The 16672-nt window shown below is 61.1% G+C and carries 11 protein-coding genes; 2 read left to right on the top strand and 9 right to left on the bottom strand.

Annotated features, from left to right (window positions below; genetic code table 11):
* Window positions 1-9: 9 nt before the first annotated feature.
* The 7 genes from ARTSIC4J27_RS04805 to grpE all read right to left on the bottom strand — a co-directional run bounded on the left by ARTSIC4J27_RS04805 (window position 10) and on the right by grpE (window position 10448).
* Window positions 10-219 carry a hypothetical protein gene (locus ARTSIC4J27_RS04805; protein WP_050054086.1) on the bottom strand — a complete coding sequence of 70 codons (210 nt, stop codon included), beginning with the start codon at window positions 217-219 and terminating at the stop codon, window positions 10-12.
* Window positions 216-1850, bottom strand: coding sequence for a TRAFAC clade GTPase domain-containing protein (locus ARTSIC4J27_RS04800; RefSeq protein ID WP_050054085.1), 1635 nt, complete (start codon window positions 1848-1850; stop codon window positions 216-218). Before ARTSIC4J27_RS04800 ends, ARTSIC4J27_RS04805 begins: the two co-directional genes overlap by 4 nt.
* A complete protein-coding gene (locus ARTSIC4J27_RS04795; protein ID WP_050054084.1) occupies window positions 1851-4226 on the bottom strand; it encodes a GAP1-N2 domain-containing protein in 2376 nt (791 codons plus the stop codon).
* Between the two features lies 1 nt (window position 4227).
* Window positions 4228-5148, bottom strand: a complete 921-nt coding sequence (locus tag ARTSIC4J27_RS04790) for a hypothetical protein (RefSeq protein ID WP_200900754.1) — start codon at window positions 5146-5148, stop codon at window positions 4228-4230.
* Between the two features lie 257 nt (window positions 5149-5405).
* A complete protein-coding gene (locus ARTSIC4J27_RS04785) occupies window positions 5406-8096 on the bottom strand; it encodes a fibronectin type III domain-containing protein (RefSeq protein ID WP_050054083.1) in 2691 nt (896 codons plus the stop codon).
* Between the two features lie 29 nt (window positions 8097-8125).
* On the bottom strand, window positions 8126-9709 hold the full coding sequence (locus ARTSIC4J27_RS04780) for an Hsp70 family protein (protein ID WP_050054082.1): 1584 nt from the start codon (window positions 9707-9709) through the stop codon (window positions 8126-8128).
* On the bottom strand, window positions 9702-10448 hold the full coding sequence (gene grpE / locus ARTSIC4J27_RS04775; RefSeq protein ID WP_200900753.1) for a nucleotide exchange factor GrpE: 747 nt from the start codon (window positions 10446-10448) through the stop codon (window positions 9702-9704). The genes ARTSIC4J27_RS04780 and grpE overlap by 8 nt, the downstream gene beginning before the upstream one ends.
* 283 nt (window positions 10449-10731) lie before the next feature.
* Here grpE and ARTSIC4J27_RS04770 point away from each other — a divergent pair, with 283 nt between their 5' ends.
* Entirely contained in the window at window positions 10732-12255 is a 1524-nt protein-coding gene (locus tag ARTSIC4J27_RS04770; protein ID WP_050054081.1) for a type IV secretory system conjugative DNA transfer family protein, read from the top strand.
* 429 nt (window positions 12256-12684) lie between these two features.
* Here the strand turns inward: ARTSIC4J27_RS04770 and ARTSIC4J27_RS04765 are convergent, their stop codons facing one another.
* Window positions 12685-13497, bottom strand: a complete 813-nt coding sequence (locus ARTSIC4J27_RS04765) for a hypothetical protein (RefSeq protein ID WP_050054080.1) — start codon at window positions 13495-13497, stop codon at window positions 12685-12687.
* 535 nt (window positions 13498-14032) lie between these two features.
* Between ARTSIC4J27_RS04765 and ARTSIC4J27_RS04760 the strand changes: the two genes are divergently transcribed.
* Window positions 14033-14482, top strand: a complete 450-nt coding sequence (locus ARTSIC4J27_RS04760) for a hypothetical protein (RefSeq protein ID WP_050054079.1) — start codon at window positions 14033-14035, stop codon at window positions 14480-14482.
* A gap of 282 nt (window positions 14483-14764) precedes the next feature.
* Here ARTSIC4J27_RS04760 and ARTSIC4J27_RS04755 read toward each other — a convergent pair whose 3' ends face one another.
* Window positions 14765-16537 (bottom strand): DUF2334 domain-containing protein, encoded by a 1773-nt coding sequence (locus ARTSIC4J27_RS04755; protein WP_083435323.1) that lies wholly within the window; start codon window positions 16535-16537, stop codon window positions 14765-14767.
* Between the last annotated feature and the right edge of the window lie 135 nt (window positions 16538-16672).

The following is a 16672-nucleotide window of genomic DNA, read 5'->3' as shown; positions in this document are numbered from 1 at the left end:
TCTCCGACCTCACGCACCCCACGGCCATCGTACGGCGCTAGCGACACGCTGCTGCAGGTCAAGGACGTCGTGGATGGCCGATTCGATGATGCGTTCAGCGTTGTTGTCCGAAAGCGCCCACCAGATCAACACAGCTGTGGCCACCGCCACAAGAAGAAAGTGAAGGACAGTCCATGCTGTGCGGAACGTCCAGTAAATCAGGGGAACGTTGTCCTTCATACTGCGCTCTCCTCAGCAGCCACAGCCGCAAGCTGCGGCATCACACTTAGTTGCGGGTCGGTGGTTCGCAGGACCCAGTCCAGGACCCTGACGGGGTGCAGGACGTCAACGCCGTTGCGAGTGCCGTATGAGTCCACGGCGAAGTACTCAACACGCTTGAAGTCCTGGTCAACCCGCCGAACAAATCCGTCCGCCCCGTTACCACGCAGCCATGCTTTGACGGAGGTACTGTCCGCAGGGTCGATCGGCCCTAGTCCAGAAAGCGATTGAAGTACGTCGATTTTGGTCAGGATGATCGCCAGACTCTTGGTGCCAAGGCGGACGTCTTCTGCACGAAGTCGGTCGACAACACTGGCGTAGGAGTCCTCGGGGTCACCCTGGGCAATCGGGACGTCGGCCACCTTGCCCGCCACCCGTACCTGTTCGGTCACCTTCGGCAGCGCAAGGGGATCGAGGATGAAGAGCAGGACGTCAGCGGTGTCGATGTACCCAAGACCCTGCGAGCGTTCCCAGTCGACAAAATTTTCGCCGGCTGCATCCATAAGCTGCAGCTCCAGCTCCCGGCCTTTAAGGGAAAGGGTCAGCGGGACGCCCTCCGGCCGGTCCTCCCACGCAGTCTTAGCCACAGCCTTCCCGGACGCGACGGCGGCAGAAGCTGCCCTCAAGAACGACTCAGCCACCGGTGACATCGGAGTCAGTGAACCAGACAATGTTTCAACCCGGTTCTGAAGTTCGACCACTCCGCTGGACAGGAACTGTGTTTTACCGGCGCCCACGGCACCGATGACCGGTATAGGCAGAACACGCCTGGTGCCGCTGCCCTTGGGCGCGTCCTGAAGGCAGAACGGGCAGACCGTGACCAGGAGCTTCGCAGCAGCTCCCACCGTTGCGGGGATACTCGTTCCGCATCCGCAAAGGCGGCGGATGATGCCGAGGGGACCGGGGCGCATATCGTGATGGATCGTGGGGCACAACGTGTTGGCGCATCGGTAACTGGGAGCAGTCGTCACCCGGTAACACTTGGCGCAACGAAGCGCCGCCTTGCGTCGGCGACGGGTCAGGCGATCATACGAGCGGTGCGCGAGGACGCTTATGTGCTGAAAGATATAAACAATGGCACCGAGCACGCCCATGACGAGATACCACATCAGCGTCGAAATCCACGCTCCGACGGCGAAGCCTACGAACGGGGGCATCAGCACGGCGACCCAAACAACTGTCGGATTCTGTTTCAGGAGCCAGCCAAATGTGCCCTTGACCGTTCGTTTCGTTTCTGACAGGACTGCGTTCGCATCGCGTTTCGCTTGGTGAGGGTTGTAGAGGGGCCAAGCGCGGTCCCAGCCAAAGTGTTTGGCCGGGCTCTTCGGCGCAGCACCCAGCACCGTGCCGGCGACCACAGCGTCAGGAGTGGCGATCTCGGGTTTCACGCTGGCTTTGCCGCGCAACACCCGGGGCGGCAGGACAATGCCCGTCAATATGCCAATGACGATTCCGACCGCCAGGGTTGCGATCCAGTACACGAGTACCCACGCAAAGATCCGCACAAGGGCGGCAACGGCAACCCAAAGCGCGAAGCCGACGGCAGCAATTCCTGCCACAATAGCCAAAACCCACCCTACGAGCTCTTCCACCTACTTCTCCTTGTTCCGGCGGAACGGCCCGCTCAACTTTCGGATTCCACCAAAGGCATGCGACTGCTGCTGTCCCAGGTACTTGTCCATAACACCTCGGAGGCGGGGCTGGACCCTGGCGCCGTCGAGCAAGTCGGGGTGAGACTTGAGGATCTCGGCGAGCGCTTTATCGGCTGCCGCCGAAATCTCACCATCCGGGTTGGATCGCAAATGAATGGCAGAGTCGATAGCTTCCATGCCGTGGTTTGTTGCGGCAAGGTGGCGGAGTGTGGCACGAATGGCTTCTGGCCCCCAGGGCGAAACAGCCTGGAACAACTTCTCTATCTCGCCCGGGTTGGCCGAGTTCAGCACCAGCCACCCAATGTCGGAGAGGAAAAGCGGTGCCAGCCGGCCCGCGTGGGGCAGGCACGCATCCAGCCGCGCAGCAGAATCTGCGCGAACTTCATCACGTGAGCTCCTGAACGCTGTCTGAACAACGGAATAATCGTCTACCAGGCGCGTGAGCTCTGGATCCGCCGACCCACTAAGGCTACGCATGATCGGCCTCCAGTCGCCGGCATAAATCACCCCGGTGGAACCGGGCTCTCCGGCCAATGCCCTATTAATCACTGCCGTCAGAGCTGCTGCCATGGCATCCGGAAGCCCCTGCGAGGTGATCCATGTGGCCCACAGGCCGGCATGTTGAGGCAACCTCGAACCCGCCAGGACCACTCTCCAAGCTTCAGCCGGTAAAGGTGAGGTGAGTCCCGCTTGGTCATTGCGGTCATCGACCGGGATGCGCGCGAGTTTGGCTGCTTCCAACCAGCCATGCAGCTCCAGGTCCTCTGAGTGCTGGCCCAAGAAATCCCAGTCGCCTTCAAGCAGGGAGGTCAAAGCCGGGTTGTCGCCGTCACGCAAATTGAGGATGAGTTGCTGAACGGTATCCTCGACGACGGCAGGTCCTGCTAGCCAGTGCTGCCATCGTCCTAATCCGATTGCAGGTTCCTGCAACCATGCCGAAGAGAGCCGGCGAATTGCAGCGTTAAGTTCCGCGGGGGCCACAGGGGCAGCGATTACCTTCGCTGCCCCCAAGAGTTCCGGAAGCGCGTGGACGGATACCGAATTCAGCAACTCCGCCACAAAAACGCCTGCAGCTTCCTGTGCCTCGGCGGATTCCCACCGCACCGGGGCTGACGCTCCTGAGAGTTCGCGGGCAAACGCTTCAATACTGGAAGGCGCTGCGGTGAGAGCCTCCAGGGTGGGGACCAGGATCTCGGAAACCAACTCATCAACGTCCAGATCGTGCGCCTTCCGAATTGCGCGCCCGACCAGGCTGAATTCGCCTATATCGCTAGGTCCATATCCGAAACTGGCTTCACAGAGCTCCTCGGCGTAAAGGGCCAGGTCATCACGAAGCCCAGCGACCGCCAGTAACTCGGTGGAGGCGACACTGGCCCGCCAGGCAGTCCGTCCCTGTGTCGGGTCATCCGGCAACCCCACCACCCGTGCTGCCTCGATGGCCAGGTCGGTGCCGAGACTCGGCTCCCACCGCCGAGCAATTTCAATAGCGCTCAGGGCGTCGTCAGCGCCGTGGTCCAAAAACCACCCCGCTCGAACGCGCGCTGAGTTGCTCGGTTCAATGCCGGGCATGGATTTTTGCACGAGGTTAAGGACATTCGCGGCGCCGAGATCACCACGACCGAAGTCGGGGCTGACCCCTACCACCATCGCGTCGGCCCGCCAGGGGTCATCGACCAACGCCCTGAACTGGAGAGTCCGAGCACTATCTGTGTCGAGGAACAGACTCCCAAGCGCGATCCACCGCATCACCACATCGAGATCGTGGTGAAGGAGCACCAACTTCTTCGGCTCAGGTGCAATCGCCGCTTCCAGCATGGTCAAGTAGTAGGGAAGGACCGCCACCGCCCACTCATCGGCAGCGACAAACGCTTCCAGCGCTGGTACCTCGAACTCAGGCCGGATCTCCAACGGGGTGATCCAAGGGTCTGCTGAAGAGCGAGGAGCTTTCTCAAGCTTCCAGTGCGTCGCTCCGTACAACTGCGCAGGGCGATAGGGCACGAAATCGTCGGGGTCAGAGGTCACTATGGCCTGGGTAATCTGGTTACCGGGGCGGCCGCTGTTGGTATCACCGGTGGATTCGCCCCGGGACAGATAGAAGCGCCCGCCCTGGACAATGTAGGCGCAGGTGGCGGGGTGACGCAGCGCGTCGTTCCCGAGGGCCCATGACGGCACAATCCGATGAAGGAGGCGTGCGCGGATTTGTTGTTGGTCAGCTCCCGTCACTCCTGAAGACACTGCCTGGAAGTTGAAGCCGTCCACGCCGTCAACAGCCTCGCTGGCGGCAACGTCGGTGTAAGTCGCTACGTCGAACGCCACGTCACTCTCCCGTCGCCGGTATGAAGCCTCTGCTCGCCATGAGCCACAGCAGGGGTTCCGCAACCCGATGCGGGAGAAGGCCTCGGCTGTTGACGCGGCGAGATCGATAGTCCGGCTCCGCACCCAAAGCTGACGCCCCGAAAAGCCTGAAGGTCGTGTAGTTGTGTTCCAATTTGCGGATCAACCCGGCCCCGCCCCACTGCTCAACCAGTGAGCCAACATGATCGTGCACGGTCTGGGATTCGGACTCATCAAAAATCGGGCGGGTTGATGACGGCTGACGCAAAGGGTGGTCTGGCGGGATCTGGTCAAAAAATGCATCGATTTTCCCAATCACCACCGCGATTGGCTGCTTGATCTTCTTGTTGCGCTTGACGCCCTTCGATGTCCGCAGAACAACGGTAATGGCATCCAGCACTGCTTCCGGTCCCGTATCTGGGACGTCCACCCCTTTGGCTTCTGCACGGTCGCGGTTCGCAGTAAAGCCAAACGGGTCCAGCAACAGGATTACGCCGGACGTCGCACCCAGGTAAATTTGACTGAGCGCTCTGTCCGGCGTCGCAAAGTCCTCACCTGCGTTGTCGTAGAAGGAGAAAACCGTGGACGCTGCCCGCTGTATTCCCATAAACCCCTTGCGGTTGTATCGCCACGAGTACACGGCCGGCGGCTTCTTTGCGTCCCCGCTCTCTTGCGTTTGCGCCGGCAGGACCCCATCGGACCGAAGCATCAACTCCCGGTTGATGCGAAGATCACGGGCGAGCCCGGACTTCCCGCCCGGGGCGTCAATAGTTGCGTCGAATCGATCGGCAACAGAAGTCTGGAGTTCGGTGTCGAGCTGGGAAAGCATCACCGTCTTACCCGAATCACGCACACCGACGAGTCCGATAAGCGCCGAGTCGGTGCCGTACTCCGCCGGCAGCAAAGAGTGGCACTCCGGGCAAATTGGCGGGCCGGGGTCGGCGGCACAACTGGAACAACAGGCGGACGCGGATCCAATCGGTGTTATCACCGGCCAGTAGTTGTCAGAGTCATTGAAGTGGTTCCGGCGCGCTGGGTCAACCTTCTTCTCGCAGGGCGTCTTGCCTGCAGCGTGCCTCCCGGAGCAACGGTATGCCAGCTTCCGCGGGTTAATCTCCGTGTAGCAGTACGGACATGGAGTCATCGAGCTGAACATGGCCATCATTGCCCTCGCATCTGGCTTGTGGGGGGGTCCTCGACCCGGACTTCACTTGTTGACTCTGGAAACAGCCGTACCCAGAACGGGGTGGCCACCCTGCCCAGGTCAACGCTGTAAATGCTGGTTGACCCGGCGGTAAAGTCAATCACACGACGATCAACCATCGTGCCATCCGAGACGCTACCGGGCATGAACTTCGCTTCTTTGACAACGGTCATCAATTCCACCTTGTCGCGTAATTCGGTGGACTCAACGGTGACGGTCACGGAGCCCTTCCCGAAGAACTTTGACCGCCTTACCGCGAGCCCGTACTTCACCGTTGGGAAGACTCCGCTGACAGGAACAGAGATGGGAGCGGAGAGCCACTCCAGCGCCCCGACCTTAACGACCGTCGCGAGCGTCACCCCGCCAACCAGTTCCGATGCTTTGATACGCACGCCGCCGCTATCGTTGTATGCGGTACGCGACACCCTGCGCATATGGTGGCTTCCGTTGGCCTGCCAGCCCACTTCGATCATGTAATCGCCCTTGGGCCATTCCCAGGACAGCCTTAGTTCGTCCCCGAACCTCTCGGCTGTAGCCCTCTGTACCGGAGGCGCCGAGCCCGCCACCTGCGTCGAGCCAACTAAGCCGCCGTCACCATCGAGTGTGATGGGGACAAGGAGGCGAACCTCCGGGAGAGCCTCAAAGTCGTAGCCTGCCACACCCCTGGCACCGCTCACGGGACTAAGCGTTAATCGGCGGCCCCCCAGGTTGGCCAGCTCGGCGATGGTTGCGCGGGTCCCGGGAGCCACATGCGCAGTGACCGGGAGGGCCCAGAGTTCCACCGTGTAGCCCACAACCGGGGACCAGTTTGCCCGGTGCCCGCCCGGCACGGCCTCGATCTGAAGGTCGCTGACACTGCCTATGGCGCCGCGCGGAATTGCGTCAACCTCCACTGCTGCCGACTCGCGGCGTCCTGCGCCGGCGAGCAGGTAGACGGCTTTCGCGGAGAAGCGATACTTCGTACCCGTCGCCAGACCCCGTAAAGCGATCTGGCCTGGTGTAGTTGCAGTATGTTCGCTTCGATTGCCGTCGGGCGCAGTTTGTGTGATGACCACGCCCGCGGCCTCCGGCGGGGTGGTCCACGAAAGTGACACCTCCGTCACTCCGGGGGATGCAGCGAGATCCATTGGTGAGGGGAGCACCACGGAAGTTGCAGTAGCCGGGTCCGAGTACGAGGAACCGTCACGGGTGGCAAACACAGAATAGGTAACGTTGGTCCCGATTGGCGCTTTCTCGTCGCGGAATCGTGTGCTTGCGAGGCCACTTACGAGGATGTCTCCATCGTTGTGGTTGACCGGAACATGGGCAGTCGTGCGCAGGACGGAATACTTCACTGCCGCGTCCTCATCGGCCGACCACCTAACCTCCAGTGCGCGCCCGTCCACCCGCAGGGACAAGCTGGCCGGAGGTAATGGCGGCAACCGCGACAACTTGGTGCGCAAGTCGTCGTCCTGCGTATCCACAGCGAGAGCTTCGCGTAGCGCCGCCGCCGCAGCGACATAGTCCCTCGCCCCAATACACGCGTCATACTGCACGAGAAGTTGACGCTTCTGATTCTCAGCTGCCTCCACTCTCGCAGCGATACGCTCCCGCTCGGTTGAATCTTCGCCGTCGAGCGGGCCAATCACCTCGAGAAGTCGTCTTGCCTCCCCCAGGGCGCCGCCTGCGAGCCGGCTGGCAACGTCAGCGAGACCAAGAACTTGGGTGGACGCGGAAAGCTTGGCCACCAGTCTGCTGGCATCAAGCTGCCGAACGCCACGGTTGACCAGCTCGGCGCGGACCGCAACGCGAGGCAACCCGCGACGCAGCAGGTGCTCGGTCGAATTGGCCACCGCGGCCAGTATTAAAGCATGGAGGTCCGAGTCCGACTTCACTTCCGTCAAAGCGGCCAAGGCATTCTGGGCTGCTTGCCGTGCCCGCTCCTCCACCTGCGCCTCCTGCTGTTGGAGACGCTCCTTGGCTGGACCTATGTCGGCCGGCTTCAAGCGGCGTGCGGGGCTGCCGACCGCGAGCTCATCGATCAGACGAATATCAGAAGGCTGCTCGGGCCTGAGCACCACATCGACAATAGTTCTAAACTCAGGGAACTCGGTGACCTTAAGGACCGCCGGCGGCAACGGCAGCTTGGGGATTTCGAAATCGGGACAAACCTCAACGCCGTGCTTGTTCAGCGCCGCCGCAAGCTCCGCCGCCGGCACATCAGCTAAACCCATGCCCGCGGCCATCTCCGGCACCTGTTGCGGCGTCACCACTTTGAGAGGGTGTTCCTCGGCCATAGCCTTGGCGAAGCCGTCAAGCTGCCCCTTAAGCGCCTGACCGCGAGAAGCGGCCAACCTGGCCCAGAATGCTGAATCGGCCGCTTTGTCCTTGCCGAACAGCTCCAGCAATTTCTTCAGCAACTGGGCGGAGGGCAGGTGCTTTTGCTTGTTGTACGTCATTTCGAGATTCTTAAAATGACTTGCCAACTCCGCGGCTCCCATTGCCGGATCGAGTGCGTACAACTCGGCCGCGTTGAGGCGTGCGGCAGCATCAATCCCAGCAGAACCCTGAACGTCACGAATGACCTGCTGAAGAACCTCTAGCCTGGCCTTATCCTTCGCCAGCGGAACCAAAACACTATTTCTGTACTTCCCAGCATCGAATGCCACTGCTGCCCCGCCCCCCCAGTCCGGAGCTATCAGGAGCGCAGCGTGATGGCGGCGACTTGTTCGGTAGCCTGTGCTACCTCTTTTTCAGTGAGGACCGAAAGCTGTGCTTCCACATCAATGGTCTGGCCGCCGGTGGGGTCGTAAGCGGTAACTCGCGCAAGACCTTCGGCAGTCACGACCAGAGTAATGTCGATCGGAGACCCCTTCGGAAGGGACGGGATAGGCAAAATCTTCTCCTGCAGGAACTTGTTGTCCTCCAGAGCCTCCGATTCGAGCTCACCCCCCTGCTCATACAGTGCAATGGCAACGGAAGTTTGACTATCCACAACCGTGCCCGCCCTGATCGGTTCCGGGGTAGCCGGAATTGAGTCGTTTGCATGGACGAGGAACGAGACATACATCTGATCGCTCGCCTCCCGCTGAAATTTGATGCCGACCCCGCGCGAAAGGGCGTTCGTCACGCTGAGGGTCTTTGAGCCTCCGAGGAAGTACTTCTCCCCTGCCTCATCAGCGGCGGGGTCCTCCTCGCCGTCAGTGAACAGGACTTCGTCAATGGCAGCCTGGCCATAAATAGCAGCACCCTTCGCAACTGCAAGGTCGAAGTCCGTGCTTGTCGGGTTCCAACCGAGTTGCTCGCGGAGCGCAGCGTCGATCATGGGCATCTTCGACGAGCCACCTACCAAAAGGACGCGATCGACTTTTAGTCCCGGAGCCTTTTTCTCGGCTGCGGCTACTACACGCTGCGAGATTTCGATGGTTTGCGCGACGAGATGCTGGGTGGCCACCACGAACTCGTCACGGGTGACTGTGAACTGTTCGTCGATTTCTTTGTACCTGCAGCGTACCGGGGCGTTCTCACGCTTGGTGAGGGACTTTTTCGTTTCCTCAGCATGGCTCAGCAGTTCCATCTCAAATTCCGCATCCAACCGGGGATTTTCCTCGCCCAATCCACCTTGTGCGACAAACTTATCCGAGATCAGCTGGGCCAGCGCCTCATCCCAGTCTGCGCCGCCGAGAGCCTTGTTTCCGTCAATCGCGATGACTTCAACCCTGCCGGCTTCCACCTTCATGGCCGTGGTATCGAAAGTGCCGCCACCGAGGTCGTACACCAGGACGGTCTCGGGATTCTCGCCCCTGATGCGAAGCGACAGCGCGGCCGCCACTGGTTCAGTCACGATGCCCACGACGTCCAGACCCGCGATTTGCCCGGCCTGCTTCGTAGCCTCCTTTTCCTGGATGCCGAAGTAAGCAGGGACGGTGATGACCACCTTGCTGACCTTCTCGCCGAGTTCACTGTTGGCCGTGTTCACGAGTTCCTTGAGAATCAGCGCGGAGATGCTCTCAGGTGTGTACTCCTGCCCGCGAAACTCCTGGGGATATACCGTCCCCATGTGACGCTTGATCAAGGAACAACCATTTTCCGGGTCGAACAGCTCCCCACGCTTGGCTTCGGCCCCCACCACAACGTTATTTTCCTTCTCGAAGTAAACAACGGACGGGGTAGTTGGGTTGCTGTCGTAGTTGAGCAGCACCTCGGCCTGGTCAAGGTCATTTATTCGCGCAATCGCCGAGTACGTCGTGCCCAAATCGATTCCAAACACACTCTCACTCACCGAGGTCTCCTTCGCCATGCTTGTTCTTGGGGTCATTCTCAAGAGGTTCTGCCTCCGCAGGTGCCTGCGGCGGTTCGTACCGGTAAACACTCACTTGTGCGGGGATGAAGACCCTCGGAGCATCCACATAGGTGAATCCTTGCCGCAGGACACGCTGAATGCGTCCGTCTAGTTCTTGTACATCGGTGGCCACAACCCGGGCCACATGGTGCTTCCGCCGGTCAAACTCGGTGGATGGGGCAGCCTGGACGGACTCGATATCCACAAGTCCGAGCGCCTCCTCAATGGCCACGGCGAAGAAGCTGAAGTCCTTTTCGGCCGCCTCCCCACGGTCCCGGGCATGCCCACAGGCTTCGATGGCCTGGGCGTGGAGTCCGGCGAACCTCTGGATGACAGGCTTTAGCAGCGCTTGTATTTGGTCACCCTGCAAGTGCTCGATCCGGGTCTGCATCTGCCGAATGATCTGCTCGTAGTTCGCCGCACGGCCGTGAAATTCCTGCACTTGGACCTCAAGGTTCCTAAGGGCCGTGGTCACCTCATCGGCCGGGAGTTCACTCGGTGACTCCCCAGTCCGAGCGGCGGCGTCGCCAACTGACTCCGTAATCAGCGATTCGTCCAGCAGGTCCCAGGACTCGTCGGGCTCTGGAGAAGCGGCCTTGTCCCCGTTCCCCGCATCAGAACTCTGTCCGGCCTCGTCGTCAGCTTCAACATCCGAAGCCCCCTTCGACTGTACCCCCACGTATGCCTCCTAGATGTGCTTCACACACTGTAGCCCAAGCCGGTTTGACGGCTGCCCTCTGTGAAGCTATGCCTTAATGCGGCCCGGGAGCGCCACGCCGCGCCGGGTTCCTTTACTATGAGGCTAGGTTTTCCGCGGTACGAGCACTGCGTTGGCGAGAGCACGAACGTCACGCAGGTCGCTTCGTCCGGTTCGGATGGGGCTGGCTCAGCGTTACGGGCCCGCGTCCCGTAACTGCAGCTGCGGAGAATCAAGGGGTAGGCCCACCGAGGATGGAGAGAACTTGGGAATTGGCTGGCAGGTGACACGGGGCCTGTTCGAGGCCAGCAACTCCGCGAGTCGTCAGATGGCAAACGCCGCTGCGACCAAGGCCGCGATCCGGCGGGCGAACAAGGGCAGCAGGGCCGTGCGCCGAGGGCTGGTGGGCCCTTGGGACACGGTACCGGCCGGGGCGCAGGACTTCCTTGACTACTCCGGGGTCGCCAAGGACAGCGATATCAATTGGCAGACGTGGACGTTCCCACTTGGCAGGTATGTGTTGCCGCAGGCGCCCCGCTTTGGCAGTGGTTTCCAGACCAAGGACGAGTTCGGGCTTTCCCCGGAGACAGCCAACCGCCATACCGCGGTGTATGCGCCGACCCAAAGCGGGAAGACCACCTCAGTCATTGCACCGTGGATCCACTCCGCGATGGCACAGGGTTATCTTGTTGTGGCTTTGGATTTGAAGGGTAACGGCGACCTCCTCGCCAAGGTTCAGGAATACGCCGGCACACAGGCGTCCCTGCCCGAGGTGGCAATCTCGAATTTCGATTACACCGATCCCATGAGGTCCGTGCCCTGGAACTGGATCCGTGAACTGCACGGCAACGACACCGCTATCGAAGCGGCCTCGGGCGCACTCGTGGGCTGCGATCGCGAAAACGACCCAAACCGCGAGTTTCGCCTGCGCGACCTCAAATGGATGCGCGGACTGCTGGAATACGCAAGTACGAGCGATCACAACTGGACGGTTGAGACCCTGCTGAGGCTCCTGGACGATCAACCGCGGTTGGCACGCTACATTACCAATAGCGCGCCGGATCGCGCACGGTCACGGCTCAGTGACCTCGTCTACCTTCCCGAGGATGACTACTACGCGAAGGTTCAGTTCCTTACGACCTACCTTGAGGTACTCAACACTCCGGGATTCAACCGTGTGACCGCCCGCCGCGGGCTTACTTTGAAGGATGCCGCCGACGAACCGGGACTGCTCCTGATTACCGCGCCCTTAGCAGACGGACGGCTCTCGGAGGCGGTTTCCGGGCTTTTCCTGTCGCAATTTATCAACGCGCAGCTGAAGAAATTCAATACGCGCTCTCGGCCGGTCCTCCTTGTGCTCGACGAGGCCCCTCGTCTAAAGGAGCGGCTTGATTTACCGCAGTTGATGGCAACCTCGGCCAGTTCGGGGATGAGCGTGTTGCTTGCGCTCCAGGAGGTAACGGACTTTGACGAGAAGGAGCGCGACACCATCCTGTCGAATTGTGCGACGCACATTCTCATGTCAGGTGCCGGTGCACCGACGACGGACTACTTTGGTAAGCGCCTCGGCACCCGCACCGTGGCCCGCCAAACCCAGACGATGAACTATTCACACCGGGAAGGTTCATCTTTCCAAACAGGGATCCAGAACGCGGACGTCCCGGTCCTGGGGCGAGTCGAGATGACCTCTCCCCCGGGCGGCCCCTACACAGCCGTCCTCCACTGCCACGAACTCTCGCGCAAACCGGTCTTAATCGACCTGACGCGCTACGACCTGATGGACTCCTAGACTCGGGTTCAGGTCCGGTCCCTGGTCCGTGCCCGAGCTTGAGTGGAACCCTCCACCGCGGCCTTCCCAAGTGCCCGCTGAACCCGCGCGGACCGGGTTGTTGAAGGGTTCTCAACAGCGTTGCCTGTAGCAGCACGCCCGAGTGCGCGATTGGTTCGATCGCTCACCCGGTCTTGGGCTCCATCTGGTGGCTGGGGCTCAAACTCGGGGCTGCGACGGGAAGCGCGACCTGCATTCTCAAACGACATAGCTGTACTCCGAATCGACACGAAGGCATTGACGCATAACCTCAACCACCCCACTATCTCACCTCTGTCGGTGACGTCCACGGGTCGACGTGCAATTCCCGCCCCTGGCTGCCGCAGCTAAAGCACCGCGCTGCCGGTGCAGCTCGCCCGCCGAAGACGTTCTGGGTGGCTGGGAAACACCTCAGGACGCACCCGCTCTAGCCTTCGCTAATACTGCTTCGCGAACCTCAGCAAACTCCTTGTGCCCACTGCTTAGCATCTTGCCTGTGGAACCGATAGACAACAAAACCAGAACTGGCGTGACTAGTGACCGATCGAAGGTATTGTCCAGGTTTAGACCACTAATGAGCATTAGCCCTATGAATGCAAGCCAGTAAGCGAATACTTCACGGCCAGTCGTTGTCCCTTTTATGAAGTCGATAGGAGCTAGAGTTCCTGACGGATCAACATCAGGGACCCAAAGCGCAATCAGGTCTTCAGAGTAGCGCTGTATAAGGACGGGAGGCACCAACATAAACAACGCGACTAGGAAAACCGCAGGGTGGGCGCCTGTGAAGACCACTGCACAGGCGAGGACAAAAACGATGGCGAACCCGACCCAGCGCATGATGCTGAATGCCCGTCTCCACCACCGGACCGCCCGCGGCAGCTCCCTGTATGCCTTCGAGCGCGCAGCCCGTTGCGCGACGACGGTGCGTTCGTGTGCAGTAAGTCGAATCTTTCTGGTGTGGAGAGTGTCAACCAGCATGGATGTTCCTACTGCGAGGGTACCCGTGCCGGTAAGTGTAACGCCGCACAAGAAGGCGAGCGGCTCCCGCGAGGCTACTTCACTGATGTAGATCAGCGCGAGACCACCAATTATGGCCGCATGGGCCCATGCAAGACGAACCGAGAATGTTTTCCGGATCCGCTGGAGTTGGTCCAAGTTAGGCGTGGCCGACTCTTGTGAGCCTTCCGGACCGTCGCTTTTCTCTTTGGTAGCCTTCATGCCCATGCTCGTTGTCCGTGATTCGAAGCTTTATGGATTATGGTGCCTAGGGGTGCGCATTGACCGAAGGGCTCAACCCAAGTACATTGATGCAGCATAAAAAAGCCCCCTACTTGTTGATTCAGCAGAAACCGCACGCTCGATGAGAACTGAGCGCAGAAAACATAAATGCAATCTACGTCATGACAGTACTCCGAGTTCTGTTCAGCAGAAATTTCTAACCTAACCGCTGAGACATGGCCAAGCCGGAACTCCTCGGCTCGTTCATACCTTTATCGGGAGAGCGGCTCAGGCACTTTCGTCCAACAACGAGTTGCAGAACAAAACGTCGCGCGCGAAGGACTCCGGCGCCGACAGCAACGTTATCCAGGCCCTTGAATGCATCTCAGACCGCGAGTACGACAGCCCACGGCCGTTAGCTCCGCGGTGTCCGGCAGCGGATCTAAGTAGGTAATCTTCGAGGCCGGAAACCGGACAACGGAGGATTATTGCTTTCAGGCCCTGAAGGGAGCGAAGAGCATGAGCAACTACGACTTTTGGCATGGAGAGCAGCCAGGCCCTGGCGGCTGCGCCGGTTGACGGTGCCGGCGCAGGCCCGTCGATGACTGCTGCAGCCGAGCTGTTCAAGGCCGTCGCCCATCCGGTCCGCGCGCAGGTCCTGGAGTTGCTCTCCCAGGGCGCGTCCTCCATCCCGGAGCTGTGCGAGGACGGGGGTGAAGGCTTCGCACCTGTCCCGGCACCTGAACCAAATGCGCGGGCAGCACCTGATCCAATGCCGCTGGACCGGGGCCGGCTCGTGTATTCACTGGCATACCCGCAAGTCACCGAACTGCTGGCCGCTGCCCGGTCGGTACTTCAGGCCCATACGGCGGCCGCTGCCAGCTCTCTGGGCACGCCGCCGGATGAACAGCCCTTCACCACCCTCTGGGGCGAGCGGTATTCTGCCCGGGAAGCAGCACTAGTATCACGTTCGGTGATCGCGGACGCGTGACAGGCGGTCGCTGCACGGGCCCGGTTGCACTCCAGAGGCAGCAGCCGGACGGCTCATCACAACGGCTCGCACCTGCAAAATCACCCTTTTGGAAGCCGCCCTGGACGAACTCCGCGAAGGGCAGGACCGCCGCCACAGGTGACTCCGACGGGGCTCCTCGCGGTGCCGGTTGACTGAATGATTTGCAGTGCCTACCGGCTTGCTGTTGCGTGAAGCTTCGTTGCCCGGTCCCAGGGGATACCCGTCACGGACGGCTCAACGAGTCACGAGGCCGTCCCTTTCTCATCTCAAGTCGCGGACCGAGACGAACGTGTAGCCGAGATCCTTGATGCCGGTGACCGTCTGATCGAGCAAGTCGAGGCTCAGGTGGGGATGGAAGAAGAAGCTGGCCGTGGATTCCCGCACGACCAGGTTCGCTTCGGCCCGATCGATGATGTAGTCCGGATCCCGGATGGCGTGGTTGTTCTGCTCCGTCTCGGTGATATTGCCGAGGTTTTCGGGATACACCGTGGTGCCGTAGATGTCGTGGACGGTGTACGGGAAGTATTGACTGTAGTAGGAAGCCGGGGTGATCTTCTTTCCCGACACCATGCCGGCGTAGTAGTCGGATTGTTCGTACCGTGCCTCATACACCGCGGCGATCGCGGCATGGGCGTTGACAGATGCGGTGTAGTGAGGAGTCTCAAAGATCGTGGGTTCGCCCAGACCGGCGTCGATCATCACCTGCCGGCCGTGTTCGATCCGGGCAACGTGCTGCTCGACGCTGTCCTCCGGAACCGGGCCGATCTTGGTGATGTAGGAGTCGGCCTCGCACGCCCCGAATTCGTAGGGTGGCCGTTCCGTGACCGTGCAGCCGTACCGGTAGAACTCGTAGTCCTCACCTGTTCTGCCGCTGTACGGGTTGTCGAACGTGCCGTACTGATGGCTGGTGCCGTGCTGGATGAGTGTTCCCCCACGCGCTTGCATGTACTTCAGCGCCTCGACCACTTGCGGGGTATCGAGCAGGCTGCGCCCGTACCATCCGTCCTTGTCCGGTGTACGGGCCACGTGGACGGGCATGACAGCCACTTGGAAAGGCACTCCAGCGTCGTGCAGGTATTCGGCGACCTTCCGGAGGTCACCGGGATCGGTCTCGGGGCCCACGTCCTCCAGGCGTAGAGCAGCTTGCCGCACCGGTTCCGTCCCTGGCGCGAGCAGGTCGTAGTACAGATCCGAGAAGATCAGGTACAGGTCATTCTGATCGATGTCATGGAGAGGAGCCTCGGTCAGGTAGGTGAGGTGGCCTGATCTTACGGCCCAGGCCAGTCGGCCCATCTGTGGTTCGCCGACGACGTCACAAGCATGGGGGCTCGCCGGGTCACCGCACACTATGGTCGCAAGGGTCCGGGCCTTTCCGGGCTCCACAATGCGCGGACTATAGACGGGGTCGGAGTTAAGCGTGCTGCGGCGCACGGAACGGTTCTTGTAGGACACGGATTTCACTTGGTCGTTGCTCACCTCCAGAGGGGCGGTGGGGTCCCAGCCGTACCGGGACACGAACTCCGCAGTCGAGCCGGCGAGGTCATCGATGTTCTGCCCCACCCAGAGCACGGGCACGGCGCCCTCCAGGACGTCGGTGAGGAAGGCCCCCGGCGGTGTGGCCCGGGCGTCCTTCCCGAGGTAGACGACGGCGTCGAAGTCCTCCATCTTGTCCGCGGTGTAGTCGCCCACTAGTGCGACCTCGGCCTCGCCGAAGTGCGTGGCAAGGTTCCCGGCGGCAATGCCATACAGTTCGGCGTCCTGCGAGGCGGTACCGGTGCCATCGTAGAGCACGAGCGTCCGCGCCCCGTCCGGTCGGCCAAAGCGCGGCGAAAACGTGGCGCTCTTCACCGCCGATGCGTCGGGATTGGAGTTCGTCAACGTGGTGTAACGCTCAGCGAGTGGGGAGTTCTCTCCTTCGACGAGGCTGTCGTCGGTGAGGTCGAAGACCACGCCCGCGGCGACCAGCGGCAGGGACACTAGGGCGATTGCCCACCCCATCCGCCCTCTCGTCGACAACTTGTACTGCCTCTCCATGGATCTTCCTCGAGGGTGTGGGTGACGGCTCCGCTGGCCGGCGTGGATTCCGCGTGCGGCGGCTTTCAGGCGACGGGGATGGCTGCTGCCCAGTCCTGGAACTCCTGCACGGTGTCGTCGTGTCCGTAGTGGCGG

The organism is Pseudarthrobacter siccitolerans (genome assembly GCF_001046895.1).
GTDB lineage: Bacteria > Actinomycetota > Actinomycetes > Actinomycetales > Micrococcaceae > Arthrobacter > Arthrobacter siccitolerans.
Note: the sequence above shows the minus strand (reverse complement) of the source record. Positions and strands in the feature narration are given on the sequence as shown.